At 54.9% G+C, this 20,925-nt stretch carries 19 protein-coding genes and 1 pseudogene; 19 read left to right on the top strand and 1 reads right to left on the bottom strand.

Annotated elements, in window-relative coordinates:
- The first annotated feature begins 35 nt into the window (after nt 1-35).
- Nucleotides 36-863, top strand: coding sequence for a patatin-like phospholipase family protein (locus B9L21_RS10890; protein WP_413229273.1), 828 nt, complete (start codon nt 36-38; stop codon nt 861-863).
- Nucleotides 860-1,879 carry a SepM family pheromone-processing serine protease gene (locus B9L21_RS10885; protein ID WP_063166389.1) on the top strand — a complete coding sequence of 340 codons (1,020 nt, stop codon included), beginning with the start codon at nt 860-862 and terminating at the stop codon, nt 1,877-1,879. The genes B9L21_RS10890 and B9L21_RS10885 overlap by 4 nt, the downstream gene beginning before the upstream one ends.
- On the opposite strand, the gene B9L21_RS10880 is transcribed toward B9L21_RS10885, so the two are convergent.
- The gene (locus tag B9L21_RS10880) at nt 1,852-3,072 is read right to left on the bottom strand and encodes a nucleotidyltransferase (RefSeq protein WP_063857298.1); all 1,221 of its coding nucleotides are present in this window, start codon (nt 3,070-3,072) and stop codon (nt 1,852-1,854) included. The two genes, B9L21_RS10885 and B9L21_RS10880, sit on opposite strands and share 28 nt — an antisense overlap.
- Nucleotides 3,073-3,435: 363 nt before the next feature.
- Here B9L21_RS10880 and B9L21_RS10875 point away from each other — a divergent pair, with 363 nt between their 5' ends.
- From B9L21_RS10875 to spoVE, 17 genes and pseudogenes are all read left to right on the top strand, one after another.
- Complete coding sequence (locus B9L21_RS10875; protein WP_063166388.1) at nt 3,436-3,978, top strand: YceD family protein; 543 nt, start codon at nt 3,436-3,438, stop codon at nt 3,976-3,978.
- A 149-nt stretch (nt 3,979-4,127) separates the two neighbouring features.
- Nucleotides 4,128-4,301, top strand: coding sequence for a 50S ribosomal protein L32 (rpmF, locus tag B9L21_RS10870; RefSeq protein ID WP_063166387.1), 174 nt, complete (start codon nt 4,128-4,130; stop codon nt 4,299-4,301).
- A 189-nt stretch (nt 4,302-4,490) separates the two neighbouring features.
- Nucleotides 4,491-4,787, top strand: a pseudogene (locus tag B9L21_RS10865) (RNA-guided endonuclease TnpB family protein); the annotation flags it as partial.
- Nucleotides 4,788-5,021: 234 nt separating this feature from the next.
- The gene (locus tag B9L21_RS10860) at nt 5,022-5,777 is read left to right on the top strand and encodes an enoyl-CoA hydratase/isomerase family protein (protein WP_063166385.1); all 756 of its coding nucleotides are present in this window, start codon (nt 5,022-5,024) and stop codon (nt 5,775-5,777) included.
- 70 nt (nt 5,778-5,847) lie between these two features.
- Nucleotides 5,848-6,423 carry an RsfA family transcriptional regulator gene (locus B9L21_RS10855; RefSeq protein ID WP_063166384.1) on the top strand — a complete coding sequence of 192 codons (576 nt, stop codon included), beginning with the start codon at nt 5,848-5,850 and terminating at the stop codon, nt 6,421-6,423.
- 97 nt (nt 6,424-6,520) lie between these two features.
- The gene (locus B9L21_RS10850; RefSeq protein WP_063166383.1) at nt 6,521-7,444 is read left to right on the top strand and encodes a 2-dehydropantoate 2-reductase; all 924 of its coding nucleotides are present in this window, start codon (nt 6,521-6,523) and stop codon (nt 7,442-7,444) included.
- On the top strand, nt 7,405-7,791 hold the full coding sequence (locus B9L21_RS10845; RefSeq protein ID WP_063166382.1) for a DUF3397 domain-containing protein: 387 nt from the start codon (nt 7,405-7,407) through the stop codon (nt 7,789-7,791). The genes B9L21_RS10850 and B9L21_RS10845 overlap by 40 nt, the downstream gene beginning before the upstream one ends.
- 73 nt (nt 7,792-7,864) lie before the next feature.
- On the top strand, nt 7,865-9,493 hold the full coding sequence (bshC, locus tag B9L21_RS10840; protein ID WP_063166381.1) for a bacillithiol biosynthesis cysteine-adding enzyme BshC: 1,629 nt from the start codon (nt 7,865-7,867) through the stop codon (nt 9,491-9,493).
- 277 nt (nt 9,494-9,770) lie between these two features.
- Nucleotides 9,771-10,703 carry a 16S rRNA (cytosine(1402)-N(4))-methyltransferase RsmH gene (gene rsmH / locus B9L21_RS10835; RefSeq protein WP_063166380.1) on the top strand — a complete coding sequence of 311 codons (933 nt, stop codon included), beginning with the start codon at nt 9,771-9,773 and terminating at the stop codon, nt 10,701-10,703.
- Nucleotides 10,704-10,749: 46 nt separating this feature from the next.
- Complete coding sequence (gene ftsL, locus B9L21_RS10830; RefSeq protein WP_063166379.1) at nt 10,750-11,106, top strand: cell division protein FtsL; 357 nt, start codon at nt 10,750-10,752, stop codon at nt 11,104-11,106.
- A 6-nt stretch (nt 11,107-11,112) separates the two neighbouring features.
- The gene (locus B9L21_RS10825) at nt 11,113-13,323 is read left to right on the top strand and encodes a penicillin-binding protein (RefSeq protein WP_063166378.1); all 2,211 of its coding nucleotides are present in this window, start codon (nt 11,113-11,115) and stop codon (nt 13,321-13,323) included.
- A gap of 71 nt (nt 13,324-13,394) precedes the next feature.
- Entirely contained in the window at nt 13,395-15,329 is a 1,935-nt protein-coding gene (locus B9L21_RS10820) for a stage V sporulation protein D (protein ID WP_063166377.1), read from the top strand.
- Nucleotides 15,330-15,439: 110 nt separating this feature from the next.
- Nucleotides 15,440-16,909 (top strand): UDP-N-acetylmuramoyl-L-alanyl-D-glutamate--2,6-diaminopimelate ligase, encoded by a 1,470-nt coding sequence (locus tag B9L21_RS10815; protein WP_063166376.1) that lies wholly within the window; start codon nt 15,440-15,442, stop codon nt 16,907-16,909.
- Nucleotides 16,906-17,373, top strand: coding sequence for a hypothetical protein (locus B9L21_RS10810; RefSeq protein ID WP_063166375.1), 468 nt, complete (start codon nt 16,906-16,908; stop codon nt 17,371-17,373). Before B9L21_RS10815 ends, B9L21_RS10810 begins: the two co-directional genes overlap by 4 nt.
- Nucleotides 17,358-18,332 carry a phospho-N-acetylmuramoyl-pentapeptide-transferase gene (gene mraY, locus B9L21_RS10805; RefSeq protein ID WP_063166374.1) on the top strand — a complete coding sequence of 325 codons (975 nt, stop codon included), beginning with the start codon at nt 17,358-17,360 and terminating at the stop codon, nt 18,330-18,332. The genes B9L21_RS10810 and mraY overlap by 16 nt, the downstream gene beginning before the upstream one ends.
- Nucleotides 18,333-19,688 carry a UDP-N-acetylmuramoyl-L-alanine--D-glutamate ligase gene (murD, locus tag B9L21_RS10800; protein WP_063166373.1) on the top strand — a complete coding sequence of 452 codons (1,356 nt, stop codon included), beginning with the start codon at nt 18,333-18,335 and terminating at the stop codon, nt 19,686-19,688.
- A 52-nt stretch (nt 19,689-19,740) separates the two neighbouring features.
- Nucleotides 19,741-20,841 carry a stage V sporulation protein E gene (gene spoVE, locus B9L21_RS10795; RefSeq protein ID WP_063166372.1) on the top strand — a complete coding sequence of 367 codons (1,101 nt, stop codon included), beginning with the start codon at nt 19,741-19,743 and terminating at the stop codon, nt 20,839-20,841.
- Nucleotides 20,842-20,925 lie beyond the last annotated feature (84 nt).

Raw genomic sequence — 20,925 nt, 5'->3', positions numbered from 1 at the left:
ATATACGAGCATAGGGGGGCGTTTTAGACCATAAGATGAAAGCGGGGAGCGCCGCAGCGAAAGGGGGAAGGATCGTGCCGCCGAAAGTCGGATTGGCGCTCGGCTCGGGAGGGGCGCGCGGATTTGCCCATCTTGGCGTATTGAAAGTATTGGAGGAAGAAGACATTCCGGTGTCCTGCTTGGCCGGCAGCAGCATCGGGGCGCTGATCGCCGTCCTTTATGCGAGCGGCCACGGACTCAACCGGCTCTACCGGCTTGCCAAATCGTTCCGGCGCAACGATTTTCTCGACTGGACGGTGCCGAAAATGGGATTGATCGCCGGCGAGCGCATCGCCGAGTTCATCCGGTTGTTGACGAAAGGGAAGCAAATCGAGGAGCTTTCTCCGCCGGTCGCGGTTGTCGCCGCCGATTTGCAGACGGGGGAAAAAGTCGTATTCCGGCAAGGAGAAGCAGCCCAGGCGGTGCGGGCGAGCATCTCAATTCCCGGCATTTTTGTGCCGGCCGAGATAGACGGACGGCTGCTTGTCGACGGCGGCGTCGTCGACCGGGTGCCGGTGTCGGTCGCAAGGTCGATGGGAGCGGATATCGTCATCGCCGTCGATGTCGCCCCGCTTAACACGGAGGCGGAAATTGCATCGATTGTCGATGTCATCTGGCAGAGCCTCGATATTTTGCAAGCCGAGCTCGTCGCTTACCGCCAGCTCGCCTCGGATGTGATGATCCGGCCGCGTGTTGAGCGGTACAGCTCGCGGGCGTTTACCGATGTTGAGGAAATCATCGCCCGCGGCGAGGAAGAAGCGCGGAGACAGATCGGAGCGATCCGCCAAGCGATTGAACAGTGGAAGGAGCCAGGGCACGAATGAAAAAACGGACGTACATCGCAGCATTTTTCTTTGGGATCGTCCTCGCTTTTTTGCTGATTTTTATGAAACTGCCGTATTATGTGACGATGCCGGGAAGCGCGCAAAATTTAAAGCCGCTCGTTCATGTCGAACACGGCGACCGCGATGCGGGAACGTTCATGCTGACGACGGTCCGCATGGGGCGGGCGAATGTTGTCGCGTATTTGCTCGCCCATATCCGCCCGTTTTATGAGCTGCACCCAGTCGAGGAGATCAAGCGGGAAGGGGAGAGCGATAAAGAATATACGATGCGCCAGCTTCAGCTGATGGAACAGTCGAAAGAGGCGGCGATCGTCGTGGCCTACCGGCACGCTGGAAAGCCGGCCACGTATGAGGCGAAAGGCGTGTACGTGATGAGCGTCCTTCCTGATATGCCGGCAGCCGGGCGCCTCGAAGCCGGCGACCGCATTGCCGCGATCGACGGCCGGCCGCTCAACACGCTCGAACAAATGGTGAACTACGTTCGGGGAAAAAAGGCCGGTGATCGTGTCCGTGTCACGTTTGTCCGCGGCAAGGAGCAGCATGAAGCGGAGCTTGTGTTGAAGCCGTTTCCGAACCATCCGAATCAGGTCGGCCTTGGCGTGACGTTGATGACGGATTATGACGTTCGCACCGACCCGCCGGTGGACGTCGATTCGGAACAAATCGGCGGCCCGTCGGCCGGACTCATGTTTTCGCTTGAAATTTACAATCAGCTCGTCGATGAGGATATTGCAAAAGGACGGAAAATCGCCGGCACCGGAACGATTGACATTCACGGGGAGGTCGGCCCGATCGGCGGCATTTCGCAAAAAGTGGTAGCGGCCGACCGCGAAGGGGCGGATGTGTTCTTCGCTCCGAACGAACACGGTGCACCATCATCGAACTACCGGGAGGCGGTCCGGACGGCCAAAAAAATCGGGACGAAGATGAAAATCGTCCCGGTCGATACGTTTGACGAGGCGATCCGCTATTTGCGTTCCATGCCGGAGGCGTAAATGGGCGCCGTCGCGTATTCTTCCTTCAGCGCGGCGCTGTACAACGGCTCAGGGAAGGCGGCAGCATAGACGGCTGTCGCCTTTTTTTCCTGCTCGTACAGCGGGTCGCCGTTCAGTTTGGCCGCTTTGGCGGCGAGCGGCAGCATCAGCTTCTTTTTCACCTGCTGCAAGTAGCGGCGGCCGGTGTCGTTCATGCCGAGCAGCCGGATGTACGTCGGAGTGGACGCCTGATTTTGTTCCTCCTTCGTGAAATTCGTCAGCACATGCACGCATAGGCGTTGAAGCCTCGTCCATGTGTACCGTTTTGTCTTCGTTGCGGCGATGAAGGCGGCGAACGTTTCGGCGCCGGCAATTTTTTGCTTCAGCCGATATTCGATGCCTTCCTCAACTCCGGCAATGCGGCGCAGTTCCCCTTCAGTGGCCGTCAGCAGCCGATATTTCAGCAACGGAAAATACGCCTCCCAATTGTGCCAGCGCCCGTACGTCTCTCGATATCGCCGCAGCTGTTCGGCGGTGGCAGGCGGGATGTACGCGGCGATTTGTTCCAGCTGTCCGGTTTTCCCAAGCGCTTTCCGCAAGCTTGTCGCGCTGGCGATGGACGGATGGGAAAACGATTCGTCATGATACCCGGCCGCTAGACGCGGGATGGTGCGCGGTACGATCGCCAGCTTATGTTGCTGAATCGCTTTCACGTACGCAAAGCCGAGCACGTTGTTCGGTTTGGATAAGTCGAGCGGGGCGGAACCGAGCTGCCGCCACGCTTCAGCGTTCGCTTTCGGGAAACTTTGCCCGCGCGCAAGCCCGGCGCGGACGAGGACGTCAAACTTTCCTTTTTGTTGAAACAATGTTTCCGCGGCAGCCAAAAAGGCGGTAATGTCTCCTGATTCGCTGCCGAAGCAAAGCTCCTGACAGCCGAGGGCATCAAGCAGCTGCACCGCTCCATATGCAAACTGCTCCGCCGCTTGAACAGCGAACGCGTACGGCAGCTCGATGACGAGATCAACGCCTGCCGCCAGCGCCATTTTCGCCCGCGCCCATTTCGAAACGATGGCCGGTTCGCCGCGCTGCAGGAAATTTCCGCTCATGACGGCAATGATGCAGTCTGCCTCCGTCGTTTTTTTTGTCTCTTGCAGATGATGCCAATGGCCGTTATGAAACGGATTGTATTCAACGATGACGCCGACGGCTTTCATAGCCGCCCTCCCGAACGGAATTCATGTCGCCCGATGCCAAAACGATCGTTTGTCAATGGCTACACCTCCTGTATGTCATCTAGTATGGAATAAGCGGCAGCGGAGGTCAACTGCGGGTATAAGGATGGGGCCTGCCAAAGAGATAAAAGCGCCGCCGGCAGGCAGGTGGAGCGGTGTCGACTTTTGCGCAGTTGCCGCGAGACGAAAGCGTGCATGCCGGCAGCGAAATTTGGCAATGATGGGAGTATGCCTTTCCTCCTGCCTCATTTCTCTTTTCCGAAAGGGACAACGGTTGTAAAGAAAAAACATTGACAAAAATAAAAACGGAACGTATAATTTTATTCGTTGCCTTGAGGTGATCATATGAAATGGACGGTTCAACAGCTTCGCCGTTTCCAGCATAAAGAAATGGCGATTGATGAGACGGTCGATGTGTCTGATTTAAAGCAAATCGACACGTTGATCCGTGATATTTCACCGGTTCGCGTCCAAGGAAAAGCGGACGTCGGTTCGACAAAGTTTACGTTTCATTTGACGTTGTCGGGGACGATGGTGTTGCCTTGTTCTCGGACGCTCGTCGATGTGGCGTATCCGTTTTCCATCGAGACGACGGAGACGTTTTTTGCTGACGGCGGCGACTTTGTCGAAACGGACGAGGATACTCATGTCGTAACCGGGGAAACGATTGATCTGAATCCGATTATTCGCGAACTTATTTTGCTAGAAATCCCGCTGCAGCTCATTGCTGACAATCCGGCCGCCGACGGGGCGCCGCAGCACGGAGAAGGATGGGACGTCCTCTCGGAAGAGCAATGGGAGAAGGCGATGGAACAGCGAGCGGCGAGCAAAGTCGATCCTCGTCTAGCAGGGTTGGCCAAGTTTTTTGAAGAGAAAAACGAGGAATGACATTTACCGGCGTTGCCGGTCGATGGCGCCGATGAAATGCGCACCGTCCGGCAGCTGCCTTGTTTGCCGGCAGGCGGAAGTCCAACACAAGCGGCCGTCCGCCTGCCGGCATCGATAAGCTGAATGTGCCGGACAAGGAGGTGGGAACGATGGCAGTACCTTTTAGAAGAACATCGAAAACGAGAAAAAGACTGCGCCGTACACACTTTAAACTGCAAGTGCCAGGCATGGTGCAATGCCCGAACTGCGGCGAATGGAAGTTGGCGCACCGCGTCTGCAAAGCATGCGGAACATACAAAGGAAAAGATGTCGTCAACAAATAATCGCCGGCATCGCGCGACAGGCTGTCCGAAACTAGGACAGCCTTTTTTATCTTAATTAGGCGAGAAGACTCCCACTTCAACGAAGCGAAGCGGAGTAAGTGGGAGATGAATCGCCTTAACTATATTTTGTTGAAAATAGGATAGATTCAGTAAAATATAGTATCATATAGTTAGATGGGAGGTGAAAAAATGTATTTTTGTATCAAACAACAGCTAAATGGTTTGACCAAAGAAGAATACTTGACTCTTCGAGAACTGTGCCATATTGCCAAGAACATGTACAACGTCGGATTGTACAATGTCAGACAATACTATTTTGAACACAAGGAATTTCTTAATTATGAGAAAAACGATCATCTTGCAAAAACTAACGAAAACTATAAGCTGTTAAACAGCAACATGGCACAGCAAATTTTAAAAAAGGTCAATGAAGCCTTTAAATCTTTCTTTGGTTTGATCAGTCTTGCCAAACAAGGAAAATATGACTGAGTGTCTTATGCTCTAGCGGCGAAGTGGACACGCCTCAAAGAATAAGGATTGCTTGAAGCAGTCAAACTTCTTTGGAAGCCCCCACTTCAAATTTTCGCTAGAAAATTAAGTGGGGGTAGTTCACTGGTTGGGGAAAATCAACGCTGTTTGTCCGCGGATTCGTTTTTTCGCCGCGGGGCAGGAAAATGGTGCATCCATGCCCAATTTATCATACGAAAGGGGAGACATGGCATGGAAGCGATGGTGGAACATCATAACGGCGTCGCGCTGTTTACGATTTGCCGCCCGGAAAAGCGCAACGCGATCAATTTTGCCGTTATGCATGCCCTTGAACAGGCAATCGAGCAGGCGGCGGCTGATGACGGCGTAAAAGTGTTCGCCATTACGGGCGCCGGCGGCGAGGCGTTTTGTTCGGGCGGCGATTTAAGCGAGTTCGGACATTTGCGCGGCGCGGAGGCAAAACAAATGCTTACGCGCATGGGGGAGCTGCTGTACAAACTATTGACGTTTCCAAAACCGACAGCAGCGCTCGTCAACGGAACGGCAATGGGAGGGAGCTGCGAGCTCGCGACCGCCTGTGATTTCCGCTTTGTCAAGGAGGGAAGCCGGATTGGGTTTGTTCAAGGCCAGCTCGGCATTACGACCGGCTGGGGCGGCGCGTCCATGCTGTTGGAAAAGCTTCCATACGCGCGGGCGCTCGACTTGTTGTTGCGCGCCGAGCCGATGACGGCTGAGGCGATGGCGGCGTGCGGCTGGGCCGATGCCGTTCTGCCGGCTGATCGTTGGCGCGAACAATGGCAGGCGCAGCTTGCCCCTTATGCGGCACGATCGCTCACTGTCTTGCAAGCCTATAAGGCTGTATCGTGCGAAAAATGGCGAACAGCTTGGTTTCGCGAACAGTTTTTCGCCGAGATCGATCGGTGTGCCGGGCTTTGGGGATCGGCGGAGCATGAACAGGCACTGCGTCCTTTTTTACGCAAGAAGTAATTTTTTCCTTCTACCGTTTCTATTAGCCGCATACATATAATGACAAAGCGGCGATAAGGAGGGGAAGGGGATGACAGGAGTACGCCAGGACGCATGGACGAAAGAAGAGGATGAACTGTTGGCCGACGTCGTGCTCCAGTATATTCGCGAAGGCGGCACCCAGCTAGAAGCGTTTGCTGAAGTAGGGCGGCGCTTGTCGCGGACGGCCGCGGCGTGCGGATTTCGCTGGAACTCGTATGTCCGTAAGCAGTATAAAGAGGAGATCGAACAGGCAAAACAGGAGCGGAAAACGCGAAAAAAAGAGACGGCAACCGGAAAAGAAGGCGGGGGGCAAACGGAAATGGAAGCGGCGGTTGAGAGCAAGCTGTCATGGCCGGAGGTGCTGGCTTTTTTGCAAGCTGAAGGGCAAAAGGCGCGCGACGCCCGGCGGACAGCCGATGAGAATCGGGCATTAAAAAACGATATGGAACAGCTGCAGCAAATGGTCACAAAATTGCAGCTGGAAAAAGAAGCGTTGCAAAAACAGCTGGCGGCTGTCCAAGAGGAGTATAAAACGCTGCTCGCCATTATGGAGCGGGCGCGGAAAATGGTGGCGGGCGCGGAAAACCAAGCGGAACAGGCGGCCGAGGGCGTCGGTGAAGGATAAAAGCTGGCTTTTTAGCCGGCTTTTTTTCTTAACGGATCGAGGGGACATTTGCTAAAATAAGGCTAACGTGACTTTGCGAGAAAGCGGGGGGAGGGGCGTGAACATTGGCATTATCGGCGGCGGGGCGGTCGGGCTGCTGCTTGCCGCCTATCTCGGGCAGCGCCACGAAGTGACCGTTTATACGAGACGCTTGTCCCAAGCAGAGCAGCTGGCCAGACACGGTGTTGCGCTGAAAAAAGATGGGAAAACAGCGGTCGCGGCGGTTCGGGCGCGGCCGTTTGCCGGAGCGGAGCTCGTTGAGCCGCTCGTGTTCGTGACGGTCAAACAGTATGATCTCGCGGCTGTTTGCGCACAACTTGATTCGTTTTGCCGCATCCGCACGCTTGTGTTTTTGCAAAACGGCATGGGCCATCTCGAGACGTTGTCCGCTTTTGCCGACAAAAACATCGTCGTCGGCGTTGTGGAGCATGGCGCGCTGAAGCTTGACGACCGGACGGTGGCGCATACAGGCGCGGGCAAGCTGACGCTCGCACCGTTATACGGGTCGCCTGCTATGGCCGCCGAATTGGCCGGGGACGATGATTTTCCGATCGAATGGGCGGATGATTGGGAGCGGGTTCTTGTCGACAAGCTCGTCGTTAACGCGGTGATCAATCCGCTCACAGCGCTATTGCAAGTAAAAAACGGGGCGCTCCTTGAGGTGGCGCCGTATCGGGACATGATGGCGCAGCTGTTTGATGAAGTGCGGCAAGTGCTGCCGCTTCACAGCGCCGAGCAGGCGTGGCAGCGCATTGTCCACATATGCCGAAACACGGCGGACAACTATTCGTCGATGTATATGGATGTGGCGAACGGGCGCCGGACGGAAATCGATGCGATTTTAGGCTATGTGCTCAAGCAAGGAGAAGCGCGCGGTGTGGCGCTGCCGCTCGTCCGTTTTGTCTTTTGCGCGCTGAAAGGGAAGGAAGGGGGGGGACGCGGATGGGTGATTGGCTCGCACCGGTGCTGGCGACATTTGTGACGCTGCCGCTCTTGCTATTTTTGCTCGTCTATTTTGGAGTGCGTCTGTTTGGCGGGCGGAAGCGGGCGGCGTTTTACGCCGCAGTCAACGTTGCGACCGCATTTTTCATCGCCGCGGTCTATTTTTTGTTGACTGTGTTGTTCGGAAAATCGTATTTTATTCATCTCCTTCTCTTTTTGCTTGGGCTGCACGCCGCTATCGCGCTCGGTTATTGGAGGAAAAAGGGGGATTTTCGCTTGGCGGAGGTGTTCCGCCTATTTTGGCGGGCGAGTTTTCTCATTTTTGCTTCCCTTTATGCCGGGTTGCTCGCATACGGCATGGTGGCGCGCGTCGCCGCCAACCTTTGAGCAATGATTTTTCTCTCTTTGCACCGAACGTGCTATACTCATGAAAGAATACATAGGAAAGGGAGTTTTTGTCATGGAAGTTCGCGAGGTTCCGCTGCCGGCGGCAACGAAGCTGGCTGCTGCTTACATAACCGGTGCATTCCCGGCTGAAAAAGGGTTTGCCTATGCCCGGGCGGATGATGAGGCGTTTCGCCGGCGGCTGTCCCACTTGCAAGGAAGGACGTATGACCGCCGCGGGCTGGCTGATTACTTAGACGCCTATCACCGCCGGTTTTCGGCCAGCGTGGCAACGATGAGCAATATCGACAAGCTGCGCGATGAAAACAGCGTTGTCATCGTCGGCGGGCAGCAAGCCGGGCTATTGACCGGGCCGCTTTATACGATTTACAAAATCGTTACGATCATTCGGCTGGCCAAAGAGCAGGAGCAAAAACTCGGTGTACCGGTTGTGCCGCTGTTTTGGATCGCCGGCGAAGACCATGACATCGGTGAAGTTGACCATGTATACGTCGTCGAGGGTGGCGAAGTCAAAAAAGCGGTGTACCCGCACAGGCGGAACGAAAGGAGGATGGCGGCCGATGTCCCGCTCGATCGCCAGCTTGCTGACGAGTGGATTGAGCGCGTCGTCAAAACATATGGGGAAACGGACGTGACGAATGAACTGCTCTCATTTCTAGCGGCGTGCTTGGACGATTCCCGCACGTTTGTCGACTTTTTTGCCGCTATTGTCCTGCGCTTGTTTGCCGATGACGGCCTAGTCGTCCTCAACGCCGGCGATGCGGCGGTGCGCCCGCTCGAGCGCTGTTTCTTCGCCGCGCTCGTTGACCGCCATCGCGATGTGACGTCAGCCGTGCTGTCTCAGCAAGAGGCGCTGCGTGCGCTCGGATATGCACCGCTCATTGAGATCGCGCCGGATGCGGCCAACTTGTTTTATTACGATGGCCATGAACGCTCTCTTTTGCACTATGATGAGGAGAGCGGCCTGTTTCGCAATAAAGCAGGGAGCGTCATTTTGACGAAGCAACAGCTGCTCAAGCTCGCTGAAACGAAGCCGGCCTGTTTAAGCAACAATGTTGTCACCCGTCCGCTTATGCAAGAATATTTGCTGCCGACGCTCGCTTTTGTTGCCGGTCCTGGGGAGATCGCCTATTGGGCGGAGTTGAAAGAGGTGTTCCCGCTGTTTAGGATGGAAATGCCGCCGGTGGTGCCGCGTTTGCAGGCGACGATCGTCAGCCGTTCGCTGCAAACCGACCTCGCCGATATCGGTCTTGAGGCGAATGATGTACTGTCCGGGCGCCTTGAGGAGGTCAAGCAGCAATGGCTCAAGGCAACGGCCGAAGCCCCGCTGGCGGAGGCGTTTGCCAAAGCGAAAGCCGGCATTGAAGCGGCGCACCGGCCGCTGCGCGAGCTCGGCATGGAAATTGACCGCGGATTAGAGGGATTGGTGGCGAAAAATGCCGCCTTCATTCAGGCACAAATCGAGTTTCTTCAGCAAACGTTGGAGCGGGCGCTGTTGCGCAAACATGAGGCCGAGCAGCGGAAATTTTGGCGTGTGGAAACGGCGCTGCGCCCAAACGGTGCGCCCCAAGAGCGGGTTTGGAACGTGTTTTACTACGTGAACCGTTACGGATTTGATTTTGTAGAAAAACTTTTGGCAATCCGCCATCCGGAAAACGGAATGCACAAAATTGTATATATATAAGGCTTTTTCAAAGAAAAAGTCGAAAAGAAAAATCCTGTTTCGAGCAGGATTTTTTTTTCTTGAAATGAATAGTAACAAAACAACACGAAACGGATGGAAATAAAAGTAAAGGGGGGTTTTACAATTATAGGTTTTATCGGTTGCATCCGACAAAAATAAACAAAAAGGGACGCTTTTTTACAAAAAAAGCTAAAATTTTGTCCGTCTTTGCGATATAATAAGGAAGCGGCCACTGGCCGATGCAAGTGCGTTCGGAAGCAGTAAAGGTGGTGGACATGTGTTTCAACATACAACCGTGTTGTTAAAGGAAGCGGTCGATGGGCTGAACGTCCGTCCAGACGGCGTCTATGTCGATTGCACGTTAGGCGGCGGCGGCCATAGCGAATATTTGCTCTCCCGTCTCTCGAAACAAGGGAAACTGTTTGCTTTTGACCAGGACGAGACCGCCATTTTGCACGCGCGCGAGCGGCTCGCCCGCTACGGCGAACAAGTGCAGTTGATAAACCGGAACTTCCGGTTTTTGCGCGAGGAGCTTTTGGCCCTTGGCATCGATACTGTTGACGGTATATTGTTTGATTTAGGCGTTTCTTCGCCGCAGCTCGACGAGCCGGAGCGCGGCTTCAGCTATCAGCATGATGCGCCGCTTGACATGCGGATGGACCGCAAGCAGCGGCTTACGGCGGAGGAGATCGTCAACCGCTGGCCATACGAGGATCTTGTCCGCATTTTTTTTCGCTACGGCGAGGAAAAGTTTTCAAAGCAGGTGGCGCGCAAAATTGAGGAGGTGCGCCGTGAAAGGCCGATCGAAACGACCGGGGAGCTCGTTGAGGTGATCAAAGCGGCGATTCCGGCGCCGGCGCGCCGCAGCGGCGGACATCCGGCCAAGCGCATTTTCCAAGCGCTCCGCATCGCCGTCAACGATGAACTCGAAGCGTTTCGCGAGGCGCTCGAACAGGCGATTGAACTGTTAGCGCCAGGCGGCCGTGTGAGCGTCATTACGTTTCACTCGCTCGAAGACCGCATTTGCAAAGAAACGTTTAAAAAAGCAAGCGAGAGCCCGCCATTGCCTCCGGGGCTTCCGGTTCTCCCCGATGATTACCGCCCCGTGCTGAAAATCATTACAAAAAAACCGATCGTTCCTTCTGCCGAGGAGCTGGAACGAAACAACCGCGCCCGTTCGGCAAAGCTTCGCATCGCCGAAAAACGGTGACGCTGATGATGAAAAAGAACGAGTGGAGAAACAGGAGGGGAAAGCTGTGAACGATTTGGCAGTTAAAGTAGTGCGCGAGCAAAAGCGCCCGGCTGCGCCGCCGAGCCCGCAGCCGCAGCGAAAACGGCGCTTTCGTCTTACGCTGGCTGAGAAGCTGTTGATCGTCTCGTTTTTGCTGTTTGTCTTTTATGTGGCGGTTCAGTTCATCTCAAGCCAAGTGCAAATTTACGAGCTGAATAAAGAAGTGCAAAAGTTGGAAACGGCCATTGATGAACAAAAAAAGGAAAATAATGACCTGTATGTCGAAGTGCAGCGATTGAGCGCATATGAACGCATTTTGGAAAAGGCGAAGGAGCTCGGGCTGTCGCTTAACGAAAACCATGTAAAAGTCGTGCAGGAATGATGGACGATGGAAATGAAAAAGCATGCCAACACCCATCGGGGGGCAGGAGTTTTGTTTATCGTTTTCGGCCTGCTCTTTTTCCTGCTCTTTGCCCGTTTTGTCCAGCTGCAATGGACCGGAAAAGCGGACGGCCATGTGCTGGCCGCGAAAGCCGAACAGCAGCATAAACAAACGCGGACGATCGAAGCGAAGCGCGGGACGATTTTTGGCCGCAACGGCACCATTTTGGCGCAGGATGTGCCGTCGTATACGGTCGTGGCCATTTTGGATCCAGAGATGACGACCGACCCGGACCGGCCGCGCCATGTCGTCGATCCGGAAAAAACGGCGAAAAAGCTTGCTCCGCTGCTTGGCATGGATGTCGAGGACATGGAGCGCATTTTAACGAAAAAGGCGAAGCAAGTCGAGTTCGGCTCCTACGGCCGCAACATCAGCTTTGAACTCAAGCAAAAAATTGAGGCGCTCGACTTGCCGGGCATCGCTTTCATCCGCGATACAAACCGGTTTTATCCGAACGGCACGTTTGCTTCGCACGTGATCGGTTATGCGCAGAAAAACGAGGAAAATGAAACAGTGGGCAAAATGGGAGTGGAAAAATGGCTTGATCGCTATTTGCACGAAACGGACGGCTATGTGTCGTTTACCAGCGATGTGAACGGCTTTCGCCTGCCGGAGGCAAAAGAACGGATCGTTAAGCCGGACAATGGAGCGAACGTCTATTTGACGATCGACGGAAAAATCCAAACGTTTTTAGAAGACGCCATGAACAGCGTTGAGAAGCAGTACAAACCGAAAAAAATGATCGCCATCGTCGCTGATCCGAAAACAGGAAAAATTTTAGCCATGGGGACCCGTCCAAGTTTCGATCCGAACAAGCGCGACATTACGAACTTTTTGAATGACGCCATTTCCTATCCGTACGAGCCGGGGTCAACGATGAAAGTGTTTACGCTCGCTGCGGCCATTAATGAAGGAGTATATAACGGCAAGGAAACGTACCGCTCCGGGTCGTACAAGGTCGGGCCAAACATCATTCGCGACCATAACGATGTCGGTTGGGGGACGATTACGTTTCAAGAAGGGATGCAGCGTTCATCGAACGTCGCCTTTTCCATTTTAGTGAAAGAAAAGCTCGGCGAAGATCGGTTTTTGCAATATTTGCACCGTTTCCGTTTCGACCAGAAAACCGGCATCGACTTGCCGAACGAAGCGGTCGGGCAAATCCGCTACCGATATCCGATCGAACGGATTACGACCGGTTTTGGCCAAGGGACGTCGGTGACGCCAATTCAGCAAATTCAAGCGGCAACAGCGATCGCGAACGATGGGAAAATGATGAAGCCGTACGTCATTGAAAAAGTCGTCGATCCAGACAGCGGCAAAGTCGTTCTTGATCATGAGCCGACCGTAGCCGGTGAACCGATCACGGCGGAAACGGCGCGCAAAGTGCGCGATATTTTAGAGACGGTCGTCACCTCGGAACACGGCACCGGCCGCCCGTACCAAATTGATGGCTACCGTGTCGCCGGCAAAACAGGGACGGCGCAAATTCCGTCGGCCGCCGGCGGCTACTTGACCGGCCGGGAAAACTATATTTTCTCGTTTTTAGGCATGGCGCCAGCTGATGATCCGCGGCTCGTGATGTACGTGGCCGTCCAGCAGCCGCAGCTCGATGTCACCGAAACCGGGGCGGCGCCGGTGTCGCAAATTTTTACGACGGTAATGAAAAGCAGTCTGCAATATTTGCATATCGAGCCGGTAGAGGAGAAACGACCGGAAACGAAGACAACGGAGCGGCGCGCGCTTGACTCGTTGATCGGCCAGACGGCCGTCGCGGCGGCGGAACAGCTGAAAGAAAAAGGATATGTGCCGGTCGTCATCGGCAGCGGCAAATATGTCGAACAGCAGCTTCCGAGCGGTGGGGAGCGCGTTCTTCCGGGAGAGCGGGTCGTGCTGAAAACGGACGGAGCGGCAACGATGCCTGATTTGCGCGGCTTTTCGCTGCGGGATGCCATGAAAGTGGCCAACGTGCTCGGGCTGCGGCCGAGCACGAAAGGAACCGGTTATGTTGTCAGCCAAAACATTCGCCCGGGAGCGGAAGTGCGCAAAGGGGATTATTTGATTGTCGAGTTGGCCCCGCCGCGCCAATGGGAAGAAACAGCGGCGAGGAAAGAAAAAGAGGCGGCTGAGCGGAAAGACGACGAGCCGCACGAATGATTTTTGCCGTTCTATAACGGGGCGTACAAGCATATAGTGGAACGAGCCCATCACGAAGGAGGTTCCGCCATATGCGCGTGTCGTACGTTACCGTGCGCAAGCGGTTGACGATCGTGTTTTTGATCGGTATTTTCATCTTTGCGATTATCGATCTCCGTCTTGGTTACGTTCAATTTTGGCTCGGCGATATGTTAGCGGAACGGGCGAAAGGGCTATGGGGCCGGAACATCCCGTTTGAGCCGAAGCGCGGCGAAATTTTGGATCGCAACGGCGTTCCGCTGGCGACAAATATGAGCGCGCCGACAGTGTATATCATCCCCCGGCAAGTGAAAAACCCGGCGGAAGCGGCGGAAAAGCTGTCCGCTGTGTTGGGCGCTTCAGTCGAATCGATCTATAGGCAAATTACGCAAAAAACGTCGATCGTCCGCCTGAAGGAAGGACGGAAAATTTCTGATGAAAAGGCGGCGAACGTGCGCGCGCTCGATTTAGACGGGGTGTATATCGCCGAAGATACGAAGCGCTACTACCCGTTTGGCAGCTATTTGTCGCATGTGCTCGGCTTCACCGGCATTGACAATCAAGGGCTCACCGGGCTTGAGCTGTATTATGACAAAGAACTAAGCGGCGAGCGCGGTTCGGTCCAATTTTATTCCGATGCAAAAGGACGGCGCATGCCTGATATGGCGGATGATTATACGCCCCCGACCGACGGCTTGGACTTAGTGCTGACCATTGACTCGCGCATCCAGACGATTATCGAACGGGAGCTTGATATCGCGGAGGCGAAATACAATCCGGACGGCATCATCGCCATCGCCATGAATCCGAATACGGGCGAAATTTTGGCGATGGCGAGCCGCCCGACCTTCGACCCGGCCAACTACCGCAACGTCCCTCCGGAAATTTACAACCGCAACTTGCCGATTTGGAGTACATATGAGCCAGGGTCAACGTTCAAAATCATTACGCTTGCGGCGGCTCTTGAGGAAGAGAAAGTGAATTTGCTCAAAGACCACTTTTTTGATCCAGGCTATGCCAAAGTAGCCGGCGCTACGCTGCGCTGCTGGAAAAAAGGCGGCCACGGAGAGCAAACGTTTTTAGAAGTTGTGCAAAACTCGTGCAACCCGGGGTTTGTGGCGCTGGGCGAACGGCTTGGAAAAGAAACGCTGTTTAAGTACATTAAGCAGTTCGGGTTTGGCGAGAAAACCGGCATCGACTTGCAAGGGGAAGGAACCGGAATTTTGTTTGATTTAAAACGGGTCGGGCCGGTGGAGCTGGCGACGACCGCGTTCGGCCAAGGGGTGTCGGTGACGCCGATCCAGCAAATCGCCGCCGTATCGGCTGCAATCAATGGCGGCGTTTTATACACCCCCTACATTGCCAAGGAGTGGGTTGATCCGGAGACGGGCGAAATCGTCCGCCGCAGTACGCCAAAGGCGAAACGGCGTGTGATTTCCGAGGAAACGTCGAAACAAGTTCGGTATGCGCTTGAGAGTGTCGTCGCCCAAGGAACAGGGAAAAAGGCGTATGTTGAAGGATACCGGGTCGGCGGAAAAACCGGGACGGCGCAAAAAGCGCAAGGCGGCCGCTATTTGCAAAACAACCATATCGTATCGTTCATCGGTTTCGCTCCGGCTGATGATCCGCAGCTTGTCGTATACGTCGCCGTTGACAATCCGAAAGGGACGGTTCAGTTTGGCGGCACGGTCGCCGCGCCGATCGTCGGCAAAGTGATGGAAGACAGCCTGCGCGCCATGAACGTGAAGCCGCGCAAAGATCAACTTGCTAAAGAACGGGACTGGAACGAGCCGAAAGTGATTGAAGTGCCCAATTTAATCGGATTGACAAAAAATGATTTGCAAGAACAGCTTTTTGACTTAAAATTAGATGTTAGTGGCGAGGGAAATGTGGTCGTTGAACAATCCCCAGAGCCAGGGGCGAAAGTGAAAGAGGGATCGACGATTCGCATTTATTTGGCGAAAAACGAGGCGGCAGAGGAGCAGTAAAGATCAGGCAAGGGGCGGCCGATGCGATGACTCATCGGGTTGGTTGGGCCCCTTTTTCCGCTGTCCGCATCGTTGGGCGGGCTATTATAAGCGAAAGGGATGAAGCAACCATGAAATTACAAACGCTGCTGTCACGCTTGCCCGGCTTTTGGGTGCATCGCGGGGGCAACCCGGACATCGTTGCGCTGGAGATGGACTCGCGTCATGTCACGCCCGGTTCGCTCTTTTTTTGTGTGAAAGGATTTACCGTGGACGGGCACAACTTCGCTGAACAGGCGGTGGCGCGCGGGGCGGTGGCGATTGTCGCTGAGCGTCCGCTCTCAGTGAACGTGCCGGTCGTCCTCGTGCCAGACAGCCGGCGGGCGATGGCGATTTTAGCGGATGCGTTTTACGGGCAGCCGACCCACCATCTCCATTTAATCGGAGTGACGGGCACAAACGGGAAAACGACGACGACTCATATCATTGAGCAGGTTGCCAGAAAGGCTGGCAAGAAAACCGGCCTCATCGGCACGGTCGGGACGAAAATCGGCGACCGTTCCTACCCGGCCGTGAATACAACGCCAGAGTCGCTCGTCTTGCAGCGCACGTTTAAACAAATGGTCGATGAAGGTGTGGAGTTTGCAGCCATGGAAGTGTCATCGCATGCCCTTCACCAAGGACGGGTGCACGGCTGCGATTACGATGTGGCCGTGTTTACGAACTTGACGCAAGACCATTTAGACTATCACGGGACAATGGAAGAATATCGGAACGCCAAAGGGCTCTTGTTTGCCCAGCTTGGCAACCGCTATGACGAGCGGCGGCCAAAATTTGCCGTTCTCAATCATGATGACCCCGTTTCACAATATTATAAACATATGACGGCTGCACCGATCATCACATACGGCATAAAGGAAAAAAGCGACGTAATGGCAGAGCAAATCCAAATGACCCCCGGCGGCATGGCGTTTCAACTGCGCACCCCGCACGGAACGGCGGCGGTCGAAACGAAGCTGGTCGGCTTGTTTAACGTCTATAACCTCCTCGCTGCCGCGGCCGCTTGCCTTGCCTCCGGCTTTCCGCTTGCGACGATTGCCGCAGCGCTCGCTGATGCCGCACCGGTGCCGGGGCGGTTTGAAACGGTCGATGAAGGGCAAAATTTTACTATTATCGTCGACTACGCCCATACGCCGGATAGCGTGGAAAACGCGTTGAAAACAGTGCGACAGTTTGCAAAGCGGAACGTGTATGTTGTGATCGGCTGCGGCGGCGACCGCGACCGGACAAAGCGGCCGCTCATGGCGCAAGCGGCGGTGCGTTATGCGGATGTTGCCATTTTTACCTCCGACAATCCGCGCTCGGAAGACCCGAAGCAAATTTTGCGCGATATGGAGGCCGGCGTCAGCGCTGGGGATGGGACGTATGTGACCATTCCGGACCGCGAAGAGGCGATCCGGTACGCCATTGGGCAGGCGCAAGAAGGGGATGTCGTGTTAATCGCCGGCAAAGGGCATGAAACGTATCAAATTATCGGCGACGATGTGATCGACTTTGACGATCGCGCCGTCGCCCGAGCGGCGGTGAAGGAGAGAAGATGACGATGGTCACGTATGGAATGGTGCAATCAATCGCAGCGGAAGCGCGCGGCATCGTCGATGAGACGATTCGCTTTCATGCGGTGTTTGTCAACCCGGAGAAGCAAGTGAAAAAAGGGTTGTTCGTTCCGCTCGAAAACGGGGCGGAAACGTTGAAAACGGCCATTGAGCATGGGGCGATCGCTTCATTTTGGCCGATCGGCGAGCCGCTGCCCCGCTATATCCCAAACCAGTTTCCGCTCTTTTTCGTTCCGTCGCCGCTTGAAGCAGCTGCCGTATTGCTTGAGCGGTACTTAGCGCAAAGCGGGGGCGATAGGGGCACGGAATTTTCGTTTGCGTTCCCGGAAAAAGGCGGGACGTACGCTCCGGCTGATGCCGCGGTCCGTCTGCGGCTCGCCGAATTGCAAAAACGGTGGCTAGGCGCGCGGCCGGCAGAAGGGTGTGACGATTCATGCCAGAGCAACTAATCGTCATTGCGATGGCGGTCTCCTTTTTGGTCACGGTCATTTTGTCGCCGCTGTTCATCCCGTTTTTGCGACGGTTAAAATTTGGGCAAAGCATCCGCGAGGAAGGACCGAAGTCGCATCAAAAAAAATCGGGCACTCCGACGATGGGCGGCATCATGATTTTGCTTTCCACCGTCGCGACGACTGTATGGATGACGGCGAAATTCGCCGCTCTTTCAGCGGGAACGTATTTGTTGCTGCTGGTTACGGTCGGCTACGGGGTGCTCGGCTTTTTGGACGACATGATTAAAGTTGTGATGAAGCGAAATCTTGGGCTGACAAGCCGCCAAAAATTTGTCGGCCAGCTCATCATCGCGGTCATTTTCTTTTTTGTCTATCGACAAAGCGGCTTTTCGACGGCGCTACATATTCCCGGCACTGACTGGTCGTTTGACCTCGGGTGGGCGTACGGGGTGCTGCTGTTGCTCATGCTCGTCGGCGGCTCGAACGCTGTCAACTTGACCGATGGGCTTGACGGGCTGCTTGCTGGGACGGCGGCGATCGCTTTTGGCGCTTACGCCGTCTTGGCTTGGAACCAAGGCCAGTACGACGTCGCCGTATTTTGTGTGGCTGTTGTCGGCGCCGTGCTCGGCTTTTTAGTGTTTAACGCCCACCCGGCGAAAGTGTTTATGGGTGATACCGGCTCACTGGCGCTCGGCGGGGCGATTGCGGCCGTCGCTGTCTTAACGAAGCTTGAGCTGCTGCTTGTCGTGATCGGCGGCGTGTTTGTCATTGAGACGCTGTCGGTCATCATTCAAGTCGCCTCATTCAAAATGACGGGCAAGCGCGTCTTTCGCATGAGTCCGCTCCACCACCACTATGAGCTCATCGGCTGGTCGGAATGGCGCATTGTCGTCACGTTTTGGGCGGTCGGCCTTTTATTCGCAATGCTAGGAATTTATATCGAGGTGTGGATGTAATTGAAACCGACTCCTTTTTATCAACATCGTCGTGTGCTTGTCATTGGATTGGCGAAAAGCGGAGCGGCGGCGGCTCGGCTGCTTGCGGAATTAGGCGCTGAAGTCGTCGCCAACGACAAGAAGCCGTTGGCGGAAAATACAGAAGCGAAGCAGCTTGAAGAGCTCGGCATCCGCGTCGTATGCGGCGGCCATCCGCTCGAGCTGCTTGATGAGCCGTTTGACCTCGTCGTGAAAAATCCGGGCATTCCGTATACAAACCCGTTGGTCGAAAAGGCGCTCGAAAAAGGGCTCTCGGTCGTGACGGAAGTGGAGCTCGCCTATCATATTTCTGAGGCGCCGTTTATCGGCATTACTGGGTCGAACGGAAAAACGACAACAACGACGCTCATTTATGAGATGTTAAAGGCGGACGGCCAGGGCGCGCTGCTCGCCGGCAATATCGGCCTTGTCGCCTGCGAGGTGGCAAAGGAAGCGAAACCGGATCAATGGCTTGTCACCGAGCTGTCTTCGTTTCAGCTCGCCGGCATCGGCGAGTTTCGTCCGGCAATCGCCGTCTTGCTCAACATTTTTGACGCCCATTTGGATTACCATGGGACGAAGGCGGCGTATGTGGCAGCGAAAGCGAATATTTTCCGTAACCAGACGGAACGCGATTACGCCGTCGTGAACGCGGATGATCCCATTGTGATGGACGTCGCCTCGTCCGTCCGGGCGCAAAAGGTGCTGTTTTCGGCGACGAAGCCGCTTGGTGAAGGGGTGTACGTCCAAGACGGCGCCGTCTATTGGAACGGTGAGCCGGTCATCAGCACCGCCGACATCGTTCTTCCCGGTCAACACAATTTGGAAAATAGTTTAGCGGCGATAGCGGCTGCGAAACTAGCCGGCGCAGGCAATGAAGCGATCCGCCGGGTGTTGACGACGTTTGCGGGTGTGAAACATCGGCTTCAGTATGTAGCCGAGGTCAACGGGCGGCGGTTTTACAACGATTCGAAGGCGACAAACCTATTAGCGACGCAAAAGGCGCTCTCGGCATTCGCCGGCGAGCCGGTCATTTTGCTGGCCGGCGGGCTTGACCGCGGCAATGAGTTTGATGCGCTTCTTCCGTACTTGCAGCGGGTGAAAGCGGTCGTGCTGTTCGGCCAAACGGCGGCCAAGATCGGCCGTGTCGCCCGGGAAGCGGGAATAGAAACAGTGGAATATGTCGATAATGTGGAACAGGCTGTCCCGGTTGCCTTTCGGCTCTCAGAGCCGGGCGATGTCATTTTGCTCTCTCCGGCATGTGCCAGCTGGGATCAATACAAAACTTTCGAGGAGAGAGGGGACATTTTTATTCACGCCGTGCATAAGTTGAAATAGAGGGAAAGGGACAGCCCTTTCCCTCTAGTTTACAAAATAGAGGTGTTGGGCATTGCCGCGGAAAAAGTCTGCGCCGGATTTTTTGCTCATTATTTTAACGTTTTCGCTCTTAGCCATCGGGCTGATCATGGTGTACAGCGCGAGCGCCATTTGGGCGGAGTACAAGTTTAACGATTCCTTTTTCTTTGCCAAGCGCCAGCTGTTATTTGCCGGCGTTGGCGTGATCGCGATGTTGTTTGTGATGAACATCGATTATTGGACGTGGCGCGACTGGTCGAAAGTGCTGCTTGGCGTTTGTTTTGTGCTGCTCATTCTTGTGCTCATTCCGGGGATCGGCATGGTGCGCAATGGGTCGCGCAGCTGGATCGGCGTCGGGGCGTTTTCCATTCAGCCGTCCGAGTTTATGAAACTCGCTATGATCGCCTTTTTGGCCAAATATTTATCCGAAAATCAAAAAAAGATTACGTCGTTTAAGCAAGGGCTGCTGCCGGCGCTGTTGCTCGTGTTTGCCGCCTTTGGCATGATCATGCTGCAGCCGGACTTAGGGACGGGCACCGTCATGGTTGGGACATGTGTGACGATGATTTTCGTCGCCGGCGCCCGCCTCAGTCATTTTGCCGGCCTCGGTGTATTGGGGCTCGCCGGGTTTGTCGCCCTCGTCTTATCGGCACCGTACCGGATTAAGCGGATTACGTCGTTTTTAAACCCGTGGGAAGATCCGCTCGGAAGCGGGTTTCAAATCATCCAGTCGCTGTACGCCATCGGGCCGGGCGGCTTGTTCGGCCTCGGGCTTGGGCAAAGTCGGCAAAAGTTTTTTTATTTGCCGGAGCCGCAAACGGATTTTATTTTCGCGATTTTAGCTGAAGAACTCGGTTTTATCGGCGGTTCGCTCGTCATTCTTTTGTTTAGCCTTCTTCTTTGGCGCGGTGTGCGCATCGCCCTTGGCGCTCCCGATTTGTACGGCAGCTTTTTGGCGCTCGGCATCATTTCGATGATTGCCATTCAAGTGATGATCAATATCGGCGTTGTCACCGGGCTGATGCCCGTCACCGGCATTACCCTCCCGTTTTTAAGCTATGGCGGGTCATCGCTGACGCTTATGCTGATGGCGGTCGGCGTGCTGCTCAATATTAGCCGGCATGCCCGCTACTAGGCCTAGGCAGGCGGCGGTTGTCCGCCGCTTTTGTTTGCCTTGATATCGTTCTGATATACCGTCGAATAGTGGCGGCAAATGGGA

Source organism: Geobacillus uzenensis (assembly GCF_002217665.1).
GTDB classification, from domain to species: Bacteria; Bacillota; Bacilli; order Bacillales; family Anoxybacillaceae; genus Geobacillus; species Geobacillus subterraneus.
This window is presented reverse-complemented; position numbering and strand designations above follow the sequence as displayed.